The sequence below is a fragment of the uncultured Methylobacterium sp. genome, assembly GCF_964244095.1.
Taxonomy (GTDB): Bacteria; Pseudomonadota; Alphaproteobacteria; order Rhizobiales; family Beijerinckiaceae; genus Methylobacterium.
The window spans coordinates 1-13885 of sequence record NZ_CAXTHR010000111.1; the positions used below are offsets into that span (position 1 = coordinate 1).

Genomic DNA, 13885 nt, shown 5'->3' on the forward strand with positions numbered 1-13885 from the left:
GTCGCGCTTGAAGCACACGTCGCCGATCGCCACCGCCTCGCCGGCGAGCTTCTTCTTCGTCGAGGTCTCGATGATCGTCGGGCAGGCGCGGCCGCCGAACAGCAGCGAGGTGGTGTCGCTCTTCGGGTCGCAGCCGATGAGCAGCACCTTCTTGCCCTGCTGGGCCATCATGTAGCTGAGGTTGGCCAGCGTGAACGACTTGCCGATGCCGCCCTTGCCGTAGATCGCGATGATCTGCGTCTCCTTCTTCGCCGGCGCGGTGACGACCGGGTCCGGCTCGATGGCGGCTTCCGCGCGGAGCGCGGCGTTGGTCAGGTGCATGTTCATGCGTTCCTCCAGTCGAGGATCATCTTCAGGCACTCGGGCTCGCCGAAGGCCGTGCGGTAGGCGCTCTCCGCCTCCGACGCCGGGCGCCGGTGGGTGATGAGACCGTCGAGGGACAGCGCCCCGCGCTCGATGAGCGCGGTGACCGCCGTAAGGTCGTGCGGCCGGAATTCGGCCGCGACGCGGATGCGCGCCTCGCGGCGGAAGGCTGGCGGGAAGCTGAAGCTGAGCGACGCCTCGTAGAAGCCGGCGAGCACGATCTCGCCGCCGGGGGCGAGGCGCCCGATCAGGGTGTCGAGCAGGCTCGCATCACCGCTGACGTCGGTGATCGTCGCGTAGTCGCGGCGCTCGTCCCGGTCCGGGTGGACGACCGGGTAGCCGTACTCGCCCCGCGCCCGGATCGGGTTGGTCTCCCACACGGTGGGCACGCTGCCCGACAGGGTCGAGAGCCGTGCCAGCAGCCGTCCGAGCACGCCGTGGCCGACGATCAGCGCGCGCTCGCCGGGGCTGTTGGGCGCCATCGCATGGTAGGCGGTGGCGGCGAGCGCCAGCAGGATCGCCTTGTCGCCGAGGGCGGCATCGACCGGCACCAGTTTTTGGGCCGGCACGATCAGGTGCGAGGCGGCGCCGCCGAACAGGCCGCGCACCGCGCCGAAGCAGCGTGCGCCGGGTACGAACACCGTCTGCCCGACGCTCAGGCCGGAGCCGGCAGGCGCCTCCTCGACGGTGCCGACCGACTCGTAGCCGGGGACCAGCGGGTAGCCCATGCCGGGAAAGCTCGGCATCCGGCCGGTCCAGAGCAGACGCTCCGTGCCGGTGGAGATCCCACTCCACGAGACCGCGACCACCGCGTCGCCCTCGGCGGCCGGGGTCAGCGGCAGGCGGTTGAGCGCCAGCACCTCCGGTCTTTCGAGAACGACGGCGAGTGCGTCCATGAGCGCGTTGTCCCTTCCATCCCGGCCCGACCCCCAATCGGTCGGTTGGTTAGTCATCCTAGAATGACAATCAAAAGCGTCAAGCTGAATTTACACTCGGGCGGTGGACTTCTTCGCGACGAGGAGGCGCGCCAGCAGCGGACGACGGGTGCGGGGGCTGCGGATCGCGGCAAAACCGGCAGCGCGCAGCATCGCGGAAAGCTCGTCGGCGGTGCGGGCGCGGCCGCTGCCCATGGCGAGCAGGTAGAAGCCGAAATAGGCGTCGCCGATCGGCTCGGCGCCCGGCGTTCCCGCCATCGGCTCGGCGATCAGCAGGGTGCCGCCGGGAGGCAGCGCCGCATGGGCCGCGCGCAGGAGGAGCGCGACGCGGGCATCGTCGTGGTCGTGGACGATCCGCACCAGCGAGATCACGTCGGCGCCGCGCGGCAGCGGATCGGTAAAGAAGCTGCCGCCGTGGCAGGCGACCGTGCTGCCGGCCGCGCCGAGCCGTGCTTCGGCGCGCGCCGCGACCGCGGGGAGATCGAACAGCATCAGCCGCAGCGTCGGGTGGCGGGCGGCGGCCGCCGCGACGAAGGCGCCCTCGCCGCCGCCGAGATCCATCAGGCAGGCGTGACGCGCGAGGGGATAGGCGTCGAGCACGTCCTCGGCGATCAGCGCCTGTGAGGCCGCCATCAGGCCGCTGTAGCCGGAGACCGCCTCCGCCCCCGCCGCGCCGGGCTCCGCGGCCTTCGCGTAGGGCCAGTAGCCGGAAAGCCGCGTCGGACCCGATTCGCCGCGCAGCAGCGCCACCGGGTCGGCGAGGTCGTCGTAGAGCATGGCGTGATGCTCGATCATCCGTGCGACCGAGGGGTTGCCGATCAGCGCCGCGCCGAGGTCGGCCAGCGCCCAGCGCCCGTCGGGGAGCCGAGCGATCAGATCGAGCGAGGCCGCGGCCTTCAGCAGGCGCTCCGCTCGCTCCGGCTCCAGGCACAGGCGAACGGCGAGGGCCTTGGACGAGAGCGGCCCCGGCCGGAGGATGGCGAACAGGCCGAGGCGCACGCAGGCGAACAGCACCTGCGAATAGACGAAGCCTGCGCAGAGGTCGAACAGCGCCCGCGTGTTCTTCCTCGCGATGCCGCGGGTGAGCGGAAAGCCCGCCGCCCAGCGTTGGAAGGCCGGGCTCGCGACGCGGGCGATGCGGAAGGCGCGCCAACGCTCGCGCAGGGTGAGACGGGGTTCGGCGTGACTCCCTCCCCCTTGGGGAGAGGGTTGGGGTGAGGGGCGTGCCGTATCCGGACACGTCACGCCCCTCATCCTGTCCTTCTCCTCCTGGGAGAAGGGACCCGCGCCCTCTGCGGACGAACCCGGCTCCGACAGCATGCGCGAGGCTCGCCTCAGGCCAGTTCGTGCGCGAGGCTCGCGGGCAGGAACAGGCGGGTCTGGGCGGCGATCTCGGCGCGGAGCGCGTCGGCGCCGGAGCAGGCCGGGATCACCTCGATCGCCTCCGCTGCGAGGCGCTTGAGGCGGTCGAGCGCGCCGCCCATGCCGAGCAGCAGCGCGGCGTTGGGGCGGCCGAGCGTCGCGTCGCGGCCGGCGGGCTTGCCGATCTCCTCCTGCCGGCAGGCGACGTCGCGCAGGTCGTCGGCGACCTGATAGGCCTCGCCCAGGCATTCGCCGAGCAGCCGCCACGGCAGTGCGGTCGCGCCGGCCGCCGCCGCACCGGCGACGGTGGCGGCGGCAAACAGCGCGCCGGTCTTGGCCTGCTGGTAGTTCGAGAGCGCGACGTGCCCCTCCGATTCCCAGGCCTGCCCCGCGACGATGCCGGCGGGCGAGCCGACGGCGCGGGCGACGAGGCCGACGAGGGCGGCGAGGCGGTGCGGGTTCCGCGCGGCGCCGCGCGCCAGCGTCTCGAAGGCCAGCACGATCAGCGCGTCGCCGGTGAGAACCGCGAGCGCTTCGCCGTAGGCCACGTGCACCGTGGGCTTTTGCCGGCGCGTCTCGGCATCGTCGAAGCAGGGCAGGTCGTCGTGGACGAGGGAGGCGCAGTGCAGGAGCTCGATCGCACAGGCGGCGGCCTCGGCGGCCGCCGGATCGTCGTCGCCGCAGGCCGTGGCCACCGCCAGGCACAGCCGCGGGCGGATGCGGTGGCCGCCGGGGAACACCGCGTAGCGGATCGCCTCCGCCAGCAGCGGCGGCGCGCCCGGCGCTTCCGCGTAGGCGACGGCGTTGTCCAGGGTCCGTTCGATGCGTTGCCTCGCGTCCACCATGGCCTCCCGTGTCAATTGCGGTTGTCGTCCTGAAGTGTCATCTATGATTGACACTTGTCGCGGCGGAGATCAATGCCGATCGTGTCGGGGAGCGGGGTGGCGATGCGGGAGCGGCGGGTCGTGGTGATCGGTGCCGGCATCGGCGGCCTCGTCGCCGCCCTGCGGCTCGCCGTGGCCGGATGCGCGGTGACGTTGCTCGAGAGGGCGGACGCGCCCGGCGGCAAGATGCGCAGCGTTCCCGTCGGCGGCAGCCGGATCGAGGCCGGCCCGACGGTCTTCACGATGCCCTGGCTCCTCGACGAGATCTTCGCCGAGGCCGGCGCCGAACTCGCCGACCACGTCGCGCTCACCCCTGCGCGCATCCTCGCCCGCCATGCCTGGAGCGCGTCCGAGCGCCTCGACCTGTTGGCCGACATCGACGCGTCCGCTGACGCCATCGCGGCGTTCGCCGGACCGCGCGAGGCCGAGGGCTACCGCCGCTTCTGCGCCCGCGCCGCGCAGGTGTTCCGCACCCTCGACGCGCCGTTCATCCGCGGCGACCGGCCCGGCCCGCTGGAGCTTGCCCGCCGCGCCGGTCCGTCGGGCCTCGCCGACCTCTGGCGCATCCAGCCCTTCGCCACCCTGTGGGGGGCGCTCGACGCGTATTTTCGCGATCCGCGGCTGCGCCAGCTCTTTGCGCGCTACGCGACCTATTGCGGCTCGTCGCCCTACCAGGCGCCCGCGACGCTGATGCTCGTCGCCCATGTCGAGCAGGCGGGCGTGTGGTCGATTGCCGGGGGGTTGAGCCGGCTCGCGGCCGCGGTGGCCGACCTGGCGGAGGCGCGCGGCGCGACGATCCGCTACGGCGCACCGGTCGATCGCTTCCTGGTCGCGGGCGGGCGCGTCGCGGGCGTGGCGCTCGCGGACGGCGAGCGGATCGCCGCCGACGCGGTGGTGATGAACGGCGACGTCTCCGCGCTCGGCGCGGGGCTCTTCGGCCCGGAGGCGGCCCGCGCCGCCGATCCGGTGCCGGCGGCGGACCGCTCGCTCTCGGCGGTGACATTCTGCCTCAACGCCCGCGCCGAAGGATTTCCCCTGGTGCACCACACCGTCTTTTTCTCGGGCGATTACCGCGCCGAGTTCGACGCGATCCGGCGCGGGCGCCTGCCGGCCGACCCGACCACCTACGTCTGCGCGCAGGACCGGACTGGGGACGCGGCGCCGGACGGGCCCGAGCGCCTGCTCTGCCTCGTCAACGCGCCCGCCAACGGCGAACGACCCCTCACGCGATCGGAGATCGATGCATGCGAGACCACGATGCGGGCGCGGCTTTCGGCCTGCGGCCTCAGCCTGTCGGCGGCCGAGACGGTGACGACGACGCCGGCCGACTTCGCGGCCCTGTTCCCGGCGACGGGGGGGGCGCTCTACGGCCGGGCCTCGCACGGCTGGAGCGCGACCTTCAAGCGGATGGGCGCGCGCACGAAGCTGCCGGGGCTGTATCTGGCGGGGGGCAGCGTGCATCCGGGCCCGGGGGTGCCGATGGCGGCGCAGTCGGGGCGGATCGCGGCGGACGCGCTGCTGGCGGATCTGCGGGCGGCGCGCCCCGCTTCGACACGCCGGTCGGCCGCGACGGCTACGTCTGGTGGTACGTCGACGCCCTGAGCGAGGACGGGCGCCAGGGCCTGACGATCATCGCCTTCATCGGCAGCGTGTTCTCGCCCTACTACGCCTGGGACGCGAGCCGCGACCCGTTCGACCATTGCGCCGTCAACGTCGTGCTCTACGGGGAGCGCGCCAACCGCTTCTGCATGACCGAGCGCGGGCGAGGGTCCCTGTCGCGCGATGCGGCCGGCATCCGCATCGGGCCGAGCGCGATGGCCTGGGACGGCACCGCGCTCACCGTCACCCTCGACGAGGTCACCGCACCGATCCCCTCGCGGGTCCGCGGGACCGTGAGGCTTTACCCCGGCGGCATCACGCCCGGTCCCTTCACCCTCGACGCCCACGGGCAGCACCGCTGGTGGCCGATGGCGCCGTCCTCGCCCGTCGAGGTCGATCTGTCCGAGCCCGGCCTGCGCTGGCGCGGCACCGCCTACTTCGACACCAACCACGGCGACGCGCCGCTCGCCGACGCCTTCACGCGCTGGACGTGGTGCCGGGCCGACCTCAGCGACGGCGCGGCGATCCTCTACGACGTGCACCGCCGCGACGGCTCCGGCCAGAACCTGTCGCTGCGCTTCGACCGCACCGGCGCCCGCCGCGACATTAGCCCGCCGCTCGCCGCAGCCCTCCCCCCGACCCGGTTCTGGCGCGTGCCGCGCTCCACGCGGAGCGACGACGCGCGCGCCGCGGTCGTGCGGACCTTCGAGGACACGCCGTTCTACGCGCGCTCGCTGCTCTCGGCCAAGCTCGCCGGCGAGGCGGTCCGCCCGGTCCACGAGAGCCTGTCGCTGGACCGCTTCCGCAACCCGTTGGTGCGGCTGATGCTGCCGTTCCGGATGCCGCGGCGGACCTGAAGGGGACCCGGAAGCGCCCGTTCCCCTCTCCCGCATCCCGGCCGGGCCGACCCGGGCCGCGCGCCGCGAAGGAACCCCGCCTCCGCCACCCGGGCGGCTCCCGCCGCTTGCGGCAGGCACGGGCTTGACGCCCTCCGGCGCCGGCGTCCAATGCCCCCCGTCCCAACGGGAGGCCCCGATGCCGCTCCTCGCCCTGCCCTTCCCGGCGATCGACCCGGTGGCGCTCGCCATCGGGCCGATCACCATCAAGTGGTACGCGCTGGCCTACATCGCGGGGCTGATTGGCGGCTGGTTCTACGCGCGCCGCCTCGTGCTGGCCGACCGCCGCTGGGGCCCCGTGCAGCGCCCGACCACCGCCGACATCGACGACATGATCGTCTGGGTGGCGCTCGGCGTCGTGCTCGGCGGGCGGATCGGCTACGTGCTGTTCTACAACCTGCCGATGTATCTCGACGATCCGATGGAGATCCTGGCGATCCGCAACGGCGGGATGTCGTTCCACGGCGGGTTCCTCGGCGCCGTGCTGGCTATGGTCCTGTTCGCGCGCGCGCGGCGCCTCGGCGCCCTCACGCTGCTCGACCTCGCGGCCGTGGTGGTGCCGATCGGGCTGTTCTTCGGGCGCATCGCCAACTTCGTGAACGGCGAACTCTGGGGCCGCGCCGCGCCCGACTTCCCCTATGCCGTCGTCTTCCCCACCGGCGGCGCGCTGGCGCGCCACCCGAGCCAGCTCTACGAGGCGGCGACCGAGGGCCTGCTGCTGTTCGTCGTGATGGCGCTCGCGGTCAACCGCTTCGGCTTCCGCCGGCCCGGTCTGCTCGGCGGGATCTTCGTCCTCGGCTACGCCGCGGCGCGCACGGCCTGCGAGTTCTTCCGCGAGCCCGACCGCCAGCTCGGCTACCTGTTCGGGGACCGGCTCGGGCCGCTCGGCGGCGGCGTGACCATGGGCATGCTGCTGTGCGTGCCGATGGCGCTGGCCGGCCTAGTCGTCGTCGTGCTCGCCGCCCGCGGCCTCACGCGGCCGCGCCACCCGGTCGCGGCCGGCGACGGCCCGGTGGAGGCGTGAGCGCCACGCCGCTCGGCGCCGAGATCGCGGCGCTGGTCCGGGAGACCGGGCCGATCGGCATCGACCGCTACATGGCGCTCTGCCTCGGGCATCCGGTCCACGGCTACTACCGCACCCGCGATCCGCTCGGCGCGAGGGGCGACTTCACCACCGCGCCCGAGATCAGCCAGATGTTCGGCGAGCTGATCGGGATCTGGATCGCGTCCGTCTGGGGGCTGATGGGCGCGCCCGGTCCCTTGCGCCTCGTCGAGCTCGGCCCCGGCCGCGGCACGCTGATGGCGGATGCGCTGCGCGCGCTCCGGGCGGTGGCGCCCAATGCCCGGATCGACCTCCACCTCGTCGAGACCAGCGCCGTCCTGCGGGTGGCGCAAGGCGCGGCGCTCGCCGGGGCCGGACCGACCTGGCACGCCGAGCCCGATGCCGTGCCGCCCGGCCCCGCGATCTGGATCGCCAACGAGTTCTTCGACTGCCTGCCGGTGCGCCAGTTCGTGCGGACCCCGCGCGGCTGGTGCGAGCGGGTGGTCGGGCTCGCAGGCGACGCCCTCGCCTTCGGCCTCGCGCCGGAGCCGACGGCGGCGATCACGGCCGAGGCCCCGGACGGGGCGGTGATGACCCTGCCCGCGCCCGCCCTCGACCTGATGCGGGCCCTGGCGCGGCGCTTGCGCGACCGGGGCGGCGCGCTCCTCGCCATCGATTACGGCCATGTCCGGCCCGGCTTCGGCGACACCCTCCAGGCGGTCGCCGGCCACCGCTTCGTCGGGCCGCTCGAAGCACCGGGCGAGGCCGACCTCACCGCCCATGTCGACTTTTCCGCCCTCGGCCGCGCGGCCTGCGCCGAGGGCGTGACGCTGCACGGGCCCGTCGACCAGCGCGCGTTCCTGAACGCGCTCGGCCTGTCCGAGCGGTCCCAGCGGCTGAAGACGCGGGCGACGCCGGATCGGGCCGCGGCGATCGACGCGGCGGCGCAGCGCCTCACCGATCCCGCGCCGCGCGGGATGGGCAGCCTGTTCAAGGCGATGGGGCTGGGCGCGCCGGACCTGCCGCCGCTGCCGGGATTTCCGAACGCATGAGACGGCGTCGGTGCCGCACGGATGCCCCGGGCGGGCAACGGCGGTCGGCATGGCCTGCATCGTCCCGGGTGCGACGTTTGCCGGTCACATCGAAGACACGGCGCGGCGTTCCGTTCCCCGCGTCGGCGGGAGCGCCACGACTCGGACCGTGACGCAACCGTCGGCCCGGCTCCCGAGTCCGGGGCGGCCGCCCTATCGTCACCGCGGCCGCGTTCGGCTATCGAGCCGGGAGGTCGTCCGATCAGCGCGCCGGGAGCCGCCATGTTCGTCGAAGCGCCGCAACTTGCCGCGTGTGCGGGGGTCCGCCACGCGTTCTTCACCCGGCGGGACGGCGTCTCGGAGGGGCTGTACGCCGCCCTGAACGGGGGGCTCGGCTCGAACGACCGCCCTGAGGCGGTCGCCGCGAACCGCGCACGGATGTGCGCGCGGCTCGGACTTGCCCCGGACCGCATGGTGAGCCTGCATCAGGTCCACTCCGCGCACGCCGTGGTGGTTGAGGCGCCGTTCGCGCCCGACGACCGGCCCAGGGCCGACGCGATGGTGACGCGGGTGCCGGGCTTGGCGCTCGGGATCGCCACCGCCGATTGCGGCCCGATCCTCTTCGCCGACCCGGAGAACGGCGTCGTCGGCGCCGCCCATGCCGGCTGGAAGGGGGCGCTGACCGGCGTCGTCGCGGCGACCGTCGCGGCGATGGAGGGTCTCGGCGCCCGGCGCGCGGCGATCGTCGCGGTGCTCGGGCCGACGATCGCCCAGGGCGCCTACGAGGTCGGCGCCGACTTCGCCGCCCGGTTCCGCGACGAGGCGCCAGGCGCAGAGACCTTCTTCGCAGCCGGCACGCGGCCAGGCCACGCGCAGTTCGACCTGCCGGGCTTCGTGCTGTCGCGCCTGGCCGAGGCCGGCATCGGCGCGGCGTCGACGCTCGGCCTGTGCACCTACGCCGACCCCGAGCGGTTCTACAGCTATCGCCGCGCCACCCACCGCGGCGAGGCCGATTACGGCCGGCTGATCTCGGCGATCGCGCTGACGCCCTGACCGCGTTCCCGCCCGCGTCGATGCGTCCAGGGCGGGGACGAAAAAAAAGCGTGGCCGCAAGCGAACCTTGACCATTCGGGTGCGTTGATGTGGCGAGGTACCAAGGGAACAACAGCAGTGCGCCACAAAGGGGCCGCCTTCGCGGCGGTCGGCGTCACTGCAATGCAACAGCATCCCGGGGACCGCTGACTTAAAGACGGGCAATCGATGCCGCACGGACCGGAAAGGTCGGCGGCACCAGATGGAATGAGGACCAGACCATGAAATCCATGCTTCGGGGCGTCACCGCCCTCGCCGGCATCGCGCTCGCCGGCTCCGCCTTCGCCGCCGACCTGCCGCGCCGCGCGCCCCCGCCGGTGTTCACTCCCGTGCCGGTGTTCACCTGGACCGGCGCCTACTTCGGTATCAACGCCGGCTACGGCTTCGACGCCAACGACAACCGCGGCGCCACCATCATCGGTGTGTCGCCCGTCGGCAACCCCGCCAACCGTGTCTTCGCGAATGCGCCCGGCACTGCCGTGACCACCGGCGTCCTCGCTTTCCCGGGCAACCGCAGCAACGACGGCTTCACCGGCGGTGGTCAGGTCGGCTACAACTACCAGTTCACGCCCGGCTCCGGCGTCGTGATCGGCGTCGAGGCCGACGCCCAGTACGTCGATTTCGGCAGCGGGCGTAACCGCTTCGCCTTCGCCACGCCCGGCGGCACCGGCGGCATCATCCCCGGCACCCTGGTGTACAACCCGTCCGGCGTGTCGAGCCTCGACTACTTCGGCACCGTGCGCGGCCGCCTCGGCTACGCCTTCGACCGCACCCTGGTCTACGGCACCGGCGGCTTCGCCTACGGCGGCGGCGGCGGTCGCCAGTTCGGTTCCGGCGTGTCGAGCAGCGATTTCCAGACCGGCTGGGCCGCGGGCGCCGGCGTCGAGTACGCGCTCCCGACCGATTCGTTCCTGAACTTCTTCCGCTCCTCGGCGGTGACGCTCAAGATTGAAGGTCTCTACGTCAACCTCGACCAGGGCAACCGCAACGGCGCCTTCGCCACAACCGCGAACGGCACGGTCCTCACCACCGCTTCACCGGGCGTGACCGTCCTCCAGAGCGGCCTCAGCCGGAATAATTCGACCGAGTTCGCGGTCGTGCGCGCCGGCCTGAACTACAAGTTCGGCTCGTACTAGGCGGCTCGTACCGGGCAACTCGTACCCGGATCGCCTCCCGGCAGCGTCCCGTGGGGCGCCGCCGACCATGCCTTCCGAAGCCCGGCCGCAAGGCCGGGTTTTTTCGTGCGTGCGGCGGCTCCGGTTCGCCGGTCGGGCGCCCGTGCGCGGGCCCGTGCGTGAGGCGGTGAAGTTTTCGCCGCCACCCCTGACAAACCACGGGCACGCCCCCCATCTCGTATCGCGGCCGTGCGGCGCCAGGCGCCGCGGGTTCGACTCGAGGAGGACGACCCCATGAACAGCGAAGAACGCGACGTCATCTCCGGCATCTTCCAGCGCCTGGAGCAGGCGTCGAGCCAGCCCCGCGACGCGGATGCCGAGCGGTTCATCGCCGACAAGCTCCGGGCCCAGCCCTACGCGCCCTACGCGATGGCCCAACTCATCTACGTGCAGGAGGAGGCGATCAAGAGCCTCAACCAGCAGCTCGAACAGGCCCGCCATCAGACTTCGCAACCCCAGCCCTCCGGTGGCGGCGGGTTCCTGTCGAGCATCTTCGGCGGTTCGCAGCGGCAGGACCCCCAGCCGCAGCAGCGTCCGGGCGGCGCCTGGGGCAACCAGGGCGGCGCACCGCAAGGCTACCCGCAGCAAGGCTACCCGCAGCAGGGTTACCCACAGCAGGGCGGACAGCAAGGCGGTCCCTGGGCCGGCCAGCAGCAGGCTCCGGCCCGCGGCGGCGGCTTCATGGCGACCGCCCTGCCGATGGCGGCGGGCGCGGCGGGCGGCATGCTGCTGGGCAGTGCCCTGTCCAACGCCTTCGCTGGCGGCCACTCGCATCTCGGCAGCGCCGCGGCGGCGGGGCTCGGCGGCACGGGGACCGAGGGCGCCTTCGGCTCGGATGCCGGCGGCACCCAGGATTTCGGCGCCCCGCTCGGCGGCGGCAGCGACACCGCCTTCGACGGCGGCAACGATGACTTCGCCGGCGACCTCGGCGGCGGCGACGACAGCGACTGGGCCTGACCCCCGCGGCTCAGGCGCCGCAGCACGACGCGAACCCGGGGCCGCGCCACGCGGCGCCGGGTCCTCTCACGGCCTCCGTCTTCGGGGCGTCACAGCACCTCGACCTGCGTGCCGACGGGGACGCGGTCGTAGAGGTCGACCACGTCGTCGTTCATCATGCGGATGCAGCCCGAGGAGACCGACTGGCCGATCGTGTGCGGCTCGTTGGTGCCGTGGATGCGATAGAGCGACGAGCCGAGATAGAGCGCGCGGGCGCCGAGCGGGTTGGCCGGCCCGCCCTCCATGTGGCGCGGTAGGTCGGGGCGGCGCGCCAGCATCTCCGGCGGCGGGGTCCAGCCCGGCCATTCGGCCTTGCGGCTGATCGTCTTGAGGCCGGCCCAGGAGAAGCCCGGGCGCCCAACGCCGATGCCGTAGCGCAGCGCCCGTCCACCCGGCTGGACCAGGTAGAGGAACCGCGAAGGGGTGTCGATCACGATCGTGCCCGGCCGCTGCCGGCCGGCGAACGCGACTTCCTGCCGGGCGTAGACCGGGTCCGGCGCGCGCGCGATCCGGTCCGTCTCGACCTGCGGCGCCTGCGGCAGTGCGGCGTATCGCAGGGGCTCGCCGGCGCCATAGGCTTCGATCGGGTCGCCCGATGCCGGTGCCGGCCTGCCGGAGCCACTGAGGGCGACATCGCGACCGGAACGCGCACCGACGATGCCGCGGGGCGCGGTTCCTCCGGTGACGAGATACTCGATCAGCCCGCCGCCGTAGCCGCCGGCATCGGCGTACCGCGTCTGTGCCGGGGCCGCGCCGCTCCAGGCCGACGCGGCCAGGGCCGCTCCCACGCACCAACCCGCTCGCATCGCCGCACTCCCACGTCGCGGCCGGGCTCGATGCCGGCCGTCGGAGCGCGGATGTTCCGTGCGCGCCGCGCGATTTTCGGTGAAGGAACGTGGTGAATCGTCCGATCCGCCGCCGTCGCGGCGCGTCCGTCCGGCGGCAGCGTGAATCGTCGATGAATCCGCACGCCGCCGCGGTCATCTTCAGCAAACGGAAACCACTATCGGACATGGATGGGACGAGACGTGCAGGTGGCTGATCCGGACCGATGACTCAGAAGCGCTACCGCATCGAGGACAGCCTCGGTCTCTCCGCCGCGACCGTCGCGTCGCCGTCCGCGTCGGCACCGGCCGCGGGCAGTGCCCGCCTCGACGAGATCCTCGCCGCGATCCAGGACCTGCGCCGCATCACGCAGGCGAGCGCGGGCGAGACCATCGAGGCCTGCCGCCGCGAACTCGCCGAAGCCTTCGCGATGCGCTCCGAACTCGACGTGATGAAGGCGGCGATCACCAACACCCGCGACGAGATCGCCGCTCTGTACCGGTCCGAGAACACCGGCCAGGGCATGCGCCGCGCCGCCGACGAGCTCGACGCGGTGGTCGGCTCGACCGAGCGCGCCACCTCGACGCTTCTGACGGCGCTGGAGGACATCGAGGCGCGCGCCAACCTCCTGCGCGCCGGACGGCTGAGCAAGGGCGGCCAGGATCAGGTCGACGTGATCCTGGACCGGGTGATCGTCGCCTACGAGGCCTGCAACTTCCAGGACCTGACCGGGCAGCGCATCAGCAAGATCGTCGGCGTGATGAGCTTCGTCGAGGAGCACCTCGACCGGATGATCACGGCCTGGAGCGGGCTCGACGGGTTCCGCGACCTCGTGGCGGTCGGACCCGCGGCGCCGGACCCGGACGACGAGCGTTCGCTCCTCAACGGGCCGAAGCTCGACGAGGACCCGGGCCATGTCGACCAGTCGGACATCGACGCCCTGTTCGATTGATCCGGTTCGATTGATCCGTCGCGGGGTCGTTCGCCCCTTCCCCCGGGAATCCCGTGGGCTTAAATCACGGCGATGAGCCGGAGAGTCCCGTCAGGTCGCGCCACCGAGGATCTGCCCCCCGAGGCCTTCGACGACGAGCGCGACGAGGCGGAGCCGGCGCAGGCCGACGAGGCGCCCGAGATCGATTTCGATTTCGACCCCGGCGCGGTCGAGGCCGGCACCGAGGTGATCCGCCGGTTCTGGAGCACGTTGCCCAGCGGGCCCGGCGTCTACCGGATGTTCGACGCCAAGGGCGACGTCCTCTACGTCGGCAAGGCCAAGAACCTGAAGGCCCGCGTCGGCTCCTACGCCCGCGGGCAGGCGCATTCCAACCGCATCGCGCGGATGATCTCGCAGACGGCGGCGATGGAGTTCGTCACCACCGCCACCGAGACCGAGGCGCTGCTGCTCGAAGCCAACCTGATCAAGCAGTTGAAGCCGCGCTTCAACGTGCTGATGCGCGACGACAAGTCGTTCCCCTACATCCTCGTCACCGACGACGGGCCGGCGCCGCAGATCGTCAAGCACCGCGGCGCGCGCCGGCGCAAGGGCAGCTATTACGGGCCGTTCGCCAGCGTCTGGGCGGTGAACCGCACGGTCAACGCCCTGCAGCGCGCCTTCCTGCTGCGGACCTGCACGGACAGCTACTACGAGAACCGCACCCGGCCCTGCCTGCTCTACCAGATCAAGCGCT

Annotated in this window: 14 protein-coding genes; 9 read left to right on the forward strand and 5 right to left on the reverse strand. The window is 72.8% G+C overall.

What is annotated here, in order from left to right; all coding sequences use genetic code 11:
- The 4 genes from ACFE86_RS16205 to ACFE86_RS16220 form a co-directional block, all read right to left on the reverse strand.
- The coding region (locus tag ACFE86_RS16205; RefSeq protein WP_375456358.1) for an AAA family ATPase at positions 1-327 on the reverse strand (327 nt) is incomplete at its 3' end.
- Complete coding sequence (gene bchC, locus ACFE86_RS16210) at positions 324-1259, reverse strand: chlorophyll synthesis pathway protein BchC (protein ID WP_375456359.1); 936 nt, start codon at positions 1257-1259, stop codon at positions 324-326. The genes bchC and ACFE86_RS16205, both read right to left, overlap by 4 nt.
- Positions 1260-1349: 90 nt before the next feature.
- Entirely contained in the window at positions 1350-2543 is a 1194-nt protein-coding gene (locus ACFE86_RS16215) for a methyltransferase (RefSeq protein WP_375456360.1), read from the reverse strand.
- An 89-nt stretch (positions 2544-2632) separates the two neighbouring features.
- On the reverse strand, positions 2633-3502 hold the full coding sequence (locus ACFE86_RS16220) for a polyprenyl synthetase family protein (RefSeq protein ID WP_375456361.1): 870 nt from the start codon (positions 3500-3502) through the stop codon (positions 2633-2635).
- A gap of 105 nt (positions 3503-3607) precedes the next feature.
- On the opposite strand from ACFE86_RS16220, the gene crtD reads away from it, so the two are divergent.
- From crtD to ACFE86_RS16255, 7 genes are all read left to right on the forward strand, one after another.
- Positions 3608-5146: a 1-hydroxycarotenoid 3,4-desaturase CrtD gene (crtD, locus tag ACFE86_RS16225; RefSeq protein WP_375456370.1), complete on the forward strand. Its 1539-nt coding sequence runs from the start codon at positions 3608-3610 to the stop codon at positions 5144-5146.
- On the forward strand, positions 5143-6000 hold the full coding sequence (locus ACFE86_RS16230) for a carotenoid 1,2-hydratase (protein ID WP_375456371.1): 858 nt from the start codon (positions 5143-5145) through the stop codon (positions 5998-6000). The genes crtD and ACFE86_RS16230 overlap by 4 nt, the downstream gene beginning before the upstream one ends.
- Before the next feature lie 178 nt (positions 6001-6178).
- Positions 6179-7063: a prolipoprotein diacylglyceryl transferase gene (gene lgt / locus ACFE86_RS16235; RefSeq protein WP_375456362.1), complete on the forward strand. Its 885-nt coding sequence runs from the start codon at positions 6179-6181 to the stop codon at positions 7061-7063.
- On the forward strand, positions 7060-8133 hold the full coding sequence (locus ACFE86_RS16240; RefSeq protein ID WP_375456363.1) for a class I SAM-dependent methyltransferase: 1074 nt from the start codon (positions 7060-7062) through the stop codon (positions 8131-8133). Before lgt ends, ACFE86_RS16240 begins: the two co-directional genes overlap by 4 nt.
- Positions 8134-8394: 261 nt before the next feature.
- A complete protein-coding gene (pgeF, locus tag ACFE86_RS16245) occupies positions 8395-9165 on the forward strand; it encodes a peptidoglycan editing factor PgeF (protein WP_375456364.1) in 771 nt (256 codons plus the stop codon).
- A 260-nt stretch (positions 9166-9425) separates the two neighbouring features.
- Positions 9426-10340 (forward strand): outer membrane protein, encoded by a 915-nt coding sequence (locus ACFE86_RS16250; protein ID WP_375456365.1) that lies wholly within the window; start codon positions 9426-9428, stop codon positions 10338-10340.
- 273 nt (positions 10341-10613) lie between these two features.
- The gene (locus ACFE86_RS16255; protein WP_375456366.1) at positions 10614-11336 is read left to right on the forward strand and encodes a DUF2076 domain-containing protein; all 723 of its coding nucleotides are present in this window, start codon (positions 10614-10616) and stop codon (positions 11334-11336) included.
- An 89-nt stretch (positions 11337-11425) separates the two neighbouring features.
- Here the strand turns inward: ACFE86_RS16255 and ACFE86_RS16260 are convergent, their stop codons facing one another.
- The gene (locus tag ACFE86_RS16260; protein WP_375456367.1) at positions 11426-12181 is read right to left on the reverse strand and encodes a L,D-transpeptidase; all 756 of its coding nucleotides are present in this window, start codon (positions 12179-12181) and stop codon (positions 11426-11428) included.
- A gap of 245 nt (positions 12182-12426) precedes the next feature.
- On the opposite strand from ACFE86_RS16260, the gene ACFE86_RS16265 reads away from it, so the two are divergent.
- Both ACFE86_RS16265 and ACFE86_RS16270 read left to right on the forward strand, forming a co-directional pair.
- The gene (locus tag ACFE86_RS16265; protein WP_375456368.1) at positions 12427-13152 is read left to right on the forward strand and encodes a chemotaxis protein; all 726 of its coding nucleotides are present in this window, start codon (positions 12427-12429) and stop codon (positions 13150-13152) included.
- A gap of 72 nt (positions 13153-13224) precedes the next feature.
- The coding region (locus ACFE86_RS16270; protein ID WP_375456369.1) for a GIY-YIG nuclease family protein at positions 13225-13885 on the forward strand (661 nt) is incomplete at its 3' end.